Annotated in this window: 6 protein-coding genes; 4 read left to right on the forward strand and 2 right to left on the reverse strand. The window is 67.3% G+C overall.

Annotated features, from left to right (window positions below):
* The 3 genes from DBR22_RS14545 to DBR22_RS14555 all read left to right on the forward strand — a co-directional run.
* On the forward strand, positions 1 to 2,417 hold a 2,417-nt coding region (locus DBR22_RS14545; protein WP_108599608.1), incomplete at its 5' end, for a xanthine dehydrogenase family protein molybdopterin-binding subunit.
* A gap of 49 nt (positions 2,418 to 2,466) precedes the next feature.
* The gene (locus tag DBR22_RS14550; RefSeq protein WP_108599609.1) at positions 2,467 to 3,447 is read left to right on the forward strand and encodes an aldo/keto reductase; all 981 of its coding nucleotides are present in this window, start codon (positions 2,467 to 2,469) and stop codon (positions 3,445 to 3,447) included.
* 29 nt (positions 3,448 to 3,476) lie between these two features.
* Positions 3,477 to 4,130: a uracil-DNA glycosylase gene (locus DBR22_RS14555; protein WP_108599610.1), complete on the forward strand. Its 654-nt coding sequence runs from the start codon at positions 3,477 to 3,479 to the stop codon at positions 4,128 to 4,130.
* On the opposite strand, the gene nboR is transcribed toward DBR22_RS14555, so the two are convergent.
* Entirely contained in the window at positions 4,127 to 4,753 is a 627-nt protein-coding gene (gene nboR, locus DBR22_RS14560; protein ID WP_108599611.1) for a nicotine blue oxidoreductase, read from the reverse strand. The two genes, DBR22_RS14555 and nboR, sit on opposite strands and share 4 nt — an antisense overlap.
* A gap of 141 nt (positions 4,754 to 4,894) precedes the next feature.
* Here nboR and DBR22_RS14565 point away from each other — a divergent pair, with 141 nt between their 5' ends.
* Complete coding sequence (locus DBR22_RS14565; RefSeq protein WP_108599612.1) at positions 4,895 to 6,370, forward strand: CotH kinase family protein; 1,476 nt, start codon at positions 4,895 to 4,897, stop codon at positions 6,368 to 6,370.
* A gap of 49 nt (positions 6,371 to 6,419) precedes the next feature.
* Here DBR22_RS14565 and DBR22_RS14570 read toward each other — a convergent pair.
* The coding region (locus tag DBR22_RS14570) for a RidA family protein (RefSeq protein WP_108599613.1) at positions 6,420 to 6,707 on the reverse strand (288 nt) is incomplete at its 5' end.

Genomic DNA, 6,707 nt, shown 5'->3' on the forward strand with positions numbered 1-6,707 from the left:
CCCATCCCGCCGGGCACCCGGAACCGGCAGGCCAGGGCTCGGGAATCGCGGGGGAGGGACAGCCCGGACCCCGGCCCGGCGGGATGGGTGACGACGTCCCCGCCCCGGCCAGCCTCGGGGTGGTCACCGGCGCCGCGCGCTACACCCTGGATGTCCCTTCAGACCAGCTGCCGGGGCTGTTGCACCTGAAGCTGCTGCGCTCGCCGCACGCCCACGCCCGCATCATCGGCATCGACGCCGCGGCGGCCTTGAAAATTCCGGGGGTGGTGGCGGTCTTCACCCACCAGGACGCCCCAACGCAGCTGTTCTCCACTGCCCAGCACGAGCTCTTCACCGACGACCCGGACGATACCCGGGTGCTCGATGACGTGGTGAGGTTCATCGGGCAGCGGGTCGCCGCCGTCGTAGCAGAGTCGGTCCAGGCCGCCGAAGCGGGGGTCCGGGCGCTCGCCGTCGAGTACGACATTCTCGACGCGGTGTTCACCCCTCAGGAGGCCATCCGCCCCGGCGCGCCGCTGGTGCACGGCGAGAAGGACGGCCCCACGGCGCGGATCGCCCGGCCCGGCCAGAATGTGGTGGCCGAACTCCATTCCGAACTGGGCAACGTGGAGGACGGCTTCGCGGCCGCCGGCTTCATCCACGAACAGACCTATCAGACGCAGCGGGTCCAGCACGTGGCACTGGAAACCCACGCCGCCATCGCCTCCGTGGACAGCGACGGCCGGCTTCAGGTCCGCACCTCCAGCCAGGTCCCCTTCCTGGTCCGCCGCACCTTGTGCCGGGTCTTCGGACTGCCCGAGGAACAGGTCCACGTGGTTGCAGGACGCGTGGGCGGCGGGTTCGGCGGCAAGCAGGAAGTACTGACCGAGGACATCGTGGCTCTGGCAGCCCTGAAGCTGGGCCGGCCCGTCCAGCTCGAACTGACCCGGACGGAGCAGTTCACCGCCACCACCACCCGGCATCCGTTCACCATCAGGCTCAAGGCCGGTGCCAGCGCGGACGGTGAGCTGACCGCGCTGAAGCTGGAGGTCCTGACCAACACCGGCGCGTACGGGAACCACGCCCCCGGAGTAATGTTCCACGGCTGCGGGGAGTCCCTGGGCGTGTACAAATGCGGGAACAAGAAAGTGGATGCGCAGGCGGTCTACACGAACACGGTCCCGTCCGGCGCTTTCCGGGGCTACGGGCTGAGCCAGATGATTTTCGCGATCGAGTCCGCCATGGATGAGCTCGCCGTCGGCATCGGGATGGACCCGCTGGAGTTCCGCCGCCGGAACATGGTGCGCGAAGGCGATCACATGCTGTCCACGCATCCCGAGCCGGCGGAGGACGTCCACTACGGCAGCTACGGCCTGGACCAGTGCCTCGATCTGGTCCGCGATGCGCTGGACCGTGGCCTGGAACGGGACCGCGCCGCCGGGCTTGACCGGCTTGGACCGGGCTGGGTCACCGGGGAAGGCGCCGCGCTGTCCATGATCGACACCGTGCCGCCGCGCGGGCATTTCGCCCATTCGAAGCTCCGGCTCCTTCCGGACGGAACGTACCAGGCCGACGTCGGGACCGCCGAGTTCGGCAACGGCACCACCACAGTGCACGCCCAGCTGGCTGCCACAGCTCTGTCCACCAACGCCTCACGGGTGGCGATCCGGCAGTCCGACACGGACCTGATCGAGCACGACACAGGAGCGTTCGGCTCCGCCGGCACCGTCGTGGCGGGCAAGGCGACGCTCGCCGCCGCGGAGGAACTCGCTGTCCGGATCCGGGCGTTCGCCGCCGGAATCCGCCAGGTCCAGTCCTCCGGATGCATCCTCGACGGCGACACCGTGGTGTGCGAGGGAACCCCCGTGCCGCTGGCGGAACTGGCGCACGCGGCTGCGGAAGCCGGCGTCGAACTCGCCGCCGAAGGCCGCTGGGGCGGAACGCCGCGCTCGGTGGCGTTCAACGTCCACGGTTTCCGCGTCGCGGTGAACCGCAGTACGGGGGAGCTGCGGATCCTGCAGAGCGTGCAGGCCGCCGACGCCGGCGTGGTGGTCAATCCGCGGCAGTGCCGCGGCCAGATTGAGGGCGGGATCGCGCAGGCGATCGGTGCCGCGCTGTATGAGGAAGTGGTGGTGGACGACGCCGGCCGGGTCACCACGGACATCCTGCGGCAGTACCACATCCCCACCTTCGCCGACGTGCCGCGGAGCGAGGTGTACTTCGCCGACACGAATGACAAGCTGGGCCCGCTGGGCGCGAAGTCCATGAGTGAAAGCCCGTTCAACCCCGTGGCGCCGGCCCTCGCCAACGCCATCCGGAATGCCACCGGTGTGCGCTTCGCCTTGCTCCCTATTGCCCGGGACAGGATCTACCTTGGCCTGAAAGATGCCGCGCTCCGGGTCTCCCAGAGCAACGCGGGGTCACTCAACGCCCAATAACGCGGCTCAATTGGGCCGGATCTGACCCCGCGTTGCATATAGTCGGAGGATGGAACAGCGCATATTGGGCAAGACCGGCCGCAACGTCTCGATCGTGGGGCTCGGCACCTGGCAGCTTGGCGCTGACTGGGGCAACGTGGACCAGGCACAGGCGCAGGCCATCCTGGCTGCCTCCGTGGAAGCCGGCGTCACGCTCTTTGACACGGCTGACGTCTACGGCGACGGCAAGAGTGAACAGGCCATCGGTACGTTCCTGAAGGACAATCCCGGGCTGGACATTACCGTGGCCACCAAGATGGGCCGCCGCATGGACCAGCTGCCGGAGAACTACACCCTCGCCAACTTCCGCCAGTGGGTGGACCGGTCTCGGAAGAACCTGGGCACGGACAGCCTGGACCTCGTCCAGCTGCACTGCCCGCCCACCGCCGTGTACAGCAATGCCGAGGTCTACGACGCCCTGGATACGCTGGTCTCCGAAGGGGCCATCCGCAACTACGGCGTCAGCGTTGAACGCACCGATGAAGCCCTCGAGGCGATCCGGCACCAAGGCACCGCGTCCGTCCAGATCATCCTGAATGCCTTCCGCCTCAAGCCGCTGGACGAGGTCCTGCCCGCGGCGAAAGCGGCCGGCGTGGGCATCATCGCCCGGGTCCCGCTTGCCTCGGGCCTGCTCTCGGGAAAGTACACCAAGGACACCTCCTTCGCGGAGAATGACCACCGCAATTACAACCGCACGGGCGGATCGTTCGACGTCGGCGAGACCTTCTCAGGGGTGGACTACGAGCTGGGGCTCAAGGCCGTGGCCGAGTTCGAGCAGCTGGTCCCCGAAGGTGTTGGCACGGCCCAGGCGGCCATCGCCTGGATCGCCGCGCAGGATGGCGTCACCACCGTGATTCCTGGCGCAAGGAACGTGGAGCAGGCCACTGCAAACGCCGCCGCGGCTGATGTTTCCCTTAACGGCGAATTCGACGAGGGTGTGCGCTGGATCTACGATCACTACTTCCGCGAGGCAATCCACCCGCGCTGGTAGGCTGCTTTTCCTTCATGATCGGGGGATGAGTGACTGAATCCTCTGTCAGCGCCTTCGTGGACCGGCTCGCGGCTGCACCCTCAGCGCCGGGACGCACCAACTTCTTCGATGACACCATCCCGGAAAATGCCGTGCGCCGCCGGAATCTGGAGATCTATCTGCGGGAGATGCTGGACCGTTCGCCACAGGTGCTGCTCCTTGGTGAAGCCCCGGGTTTCAGGGGCATGAGGATCACGGGGGTCCCCTTCACCAACCGCACCATGTTCTCTGGGCCTGCCAACAGTCTTGGCCTGTTCGGGCCCGGAAAAGGCTATGAGCTTCCGGCCGAAGCGGTGGACGTGGCGGCCGAGCCGACGGCAACCGTGATGTGGGACGTTCTGGTGGAGCTCCAGTTCCTTCCGTTGTTGTGGAGCGCCTGTCCGTGGCACACGCACGTGCCGGGCCGGCCTCTGTCCAACCGCACGCCGACGGCTCTGGAAGCTGGTCTCGGAACTTCTTTCTGGCAGGAGCTGACGGGGCTTTTTGGTATTGACACCATCGTGGCCGTTGGCAATGTTGCGCACCGCAGCCTGGTGCGAAACGGGCTGGACGCACCGAAAGTCAGGCATCCTGCGCACGGCGGGCGGTCCGGCTTCAAGCAAGGGCTTGAGGAGCTGCTCCTGAGCGGAATTGGAAGTGACTAACCCAGCAGGCGAAGCTGCTCCGGAGTGTCAATGTCCTCGCCCGTTGACTCATCACCGCAGTCCACGTCGTCCACCAGCTCCGGGTGGGAACGCAGGAAGCCGCGTGCGCCGGCGTCGCCCGTCACCGTGGCCGCCACAGCGGGCCGGAGTCCGACGTCGATGAGCAGCGGATGCCCGCGGGGGACGGTTCCGCCCGCACTTCCGTCAGCGACCCGGCCGCTGTAGGCGGCTGCGGTGATCCGGCCCGGACGGTGGGCGGCCAGCAGGCGCCCCACCGTCCGGGAGGTGACACCGGGCTGGTCCACCAGGGCAATCATCAGGTGGTTCGTCGGGTCAGCGGTGGCGTTGCCCAGCAGGACCGAGCTGCCCATTCCGGACGGCCAGTCCTCATTCACCACTGTCCGGTAGCGGTCCAGCCTGGCGAGCGAGGCGACGTCCTGGGCGCCGGCGCCGAGCACCACCACCACCTCGCTGCAGCCGCCGTCGAGCAGGGCCGCGGCGACTGATTCCACGAGCGGACGGCCCCGGTAGGGCAGAAGCGCTTTAGGGCCCATCCCCAGCCGCGTTCCGGCGCCGGCCGCCAGGACTACACCGGTGGTGCTGATCTCGGCCGTGTTTCCCATATGCACACTTTAATGCCCACTGTCGATTGATAAGCGGATGCTCCAAATCTCACACTGCCCGCTGACGTCCGGCACAGCAACGGCACAGGTGCGGCCGGAAGGGTGGAGTTGACCAACTCCGAGCTTGAAAGCAGCAGGCCAATGCGACTCACCCGCCATACCGTTCTCTCGTCCTCCGTAGTCGCGTTCGCGTTTGCGTTTGCCCTGACCGGCTGCGGCGCGGGCACGGCCACGGACCCGTCGGCCGCGGGGACCTCCGCCGCGTCCACTGGCACGCCGGCGGACGCAGCCTCGGAAGAAACCACGACGGCGGAAACCACCGCGGCGGAGTCCACACTCTTCGCAACGGATGCCTCCCACACGGTCAGCATTGCGTGGGACGAGGCGGATTATGCCGGCATGATCGCAGCCTACGAAGCGGACGGGTCCAAGGAGTGGATCCGGGCGGACATCACCATCGACGGAACTCTCGTCGCCGATATCGGCGTGCGGCTCAAAGGCAACTCGACCCTGCGCAGCCTCAGTGGTGACGGCAACGGAGCCCGGGGTGGCGGGGCGGCGGTTTCATCCGGCATCTCCTCCGATGTTCCGGAGTCGCTGCCGCTGCTGATCGACTTCGACAAGTACGTTGATGGCCAGACCTACGAAGGGCTCACCCAGCTATCGCTGCGGCCCGGCTCGCCCGTACTGAACGAGGCCCTGGCCCTGGCTCTCACGGAGGTGAGCGGCCAGGCCACACAGCGCTACGCCTACACCACCTACTCCGTGAACGGCAGCCCCACGCAGACCAGGCTGCTGGTTGAGAACCCGGACGAGGCCTACGCTGATTCGCTCTTCGACACGGCCGGGGTTCTGTACAAGTCCGACGCCGAGTCCAGCTTCACGTACCAGGGCGATGACCTGGCAACCTACGGGGAGCAGTTCAAGCAGCTCAATGCGGAGGACACCGAGGACCTCCAGCCTGTCGTCGATTTCCTCAAGTGGCTTTCCGAAGCCAACGACGAGGAGTTTGACGCCGAACTGGCCAACTGGGTGGATGTGGAATCGTTCGCCCGCTATGCCGCCACCATGAACCTGCTGGTTAACGGCGACGATATGGCCGGCCCCGGGCAGAATTACTACCTTTGGTACGACCTCGAAACCAAGAAGATCTCCGTCATTTCCTGGGACCTGAACCTGGCAATGACAGGCAATGCGGCGGCGTCCCCTGATGAGGAGGTCTCCATCGGCGGGGGAGGCGGCGGGATGCAGCGGCCCCAGGGCGAAAGCGACGACGCCGGGGCGCCGCCGGCGGGTGCCCGTCCGGATGCCACCGAAGCCGGAGTGGAAGCAGGAATCGGTGCTGGCGCCGGGGGAGGCGGGGGCAGAGGCGGCAACGAACTTAAGGAACGGTTCCTGGCGTCCGAAACCTTCCAGTCCGCGTACGACGCAGCCCACGCGGACCTCTACGAGGTACTGTATGGCAGCGGCACCGCCGCCGGCCTCCTGGACCGGATCGCCGCCGTCGTGCCTTCCAGCGATGACCTCACCGAAGCCGAACTGGCGCAGCAGACAGACACGCTCCGTACCTTCATCCAGGAGCGCACCGACGCCTTGCGGGACCAGGTGCAAGGCTGACCACGTGAAGAACCGTTCCGGTGCATCGGCCCTCAGCCAAGCAGGAGCATTAACGCAGAACGGCGGCGACCGCGCTGATCTCCACGAGCGCGCCAGGCACACCCAGTCCGGTGACCCGGGCTGCGGTCACCAGGGCCGGTTCATCGGAGGCGAGTTCCGCGGCGATCGCACCGTACCCCGCTGCGAGATCGGCGCTGTCGACGAAAAGCACAGTCCACTGAACGACGTCGGCGAGGGTCGCCCCAGCTGCGGCAAGCGCCGTTTTGGCGTTCTGGAGGGCGCGGGCGGACTGCACCGCGACGTCGCCCGGGCCGACGAGTGCGCCATCGGCATCCAC

This window comes from Arthrobacter sp. HMWF013 (genome assembly GCF_003061105.1).
GTDB lineage: Bacteria > Actinomycetota > Actinomycetes > Actinomycetales > Micrococcaceae > Arthrobacter.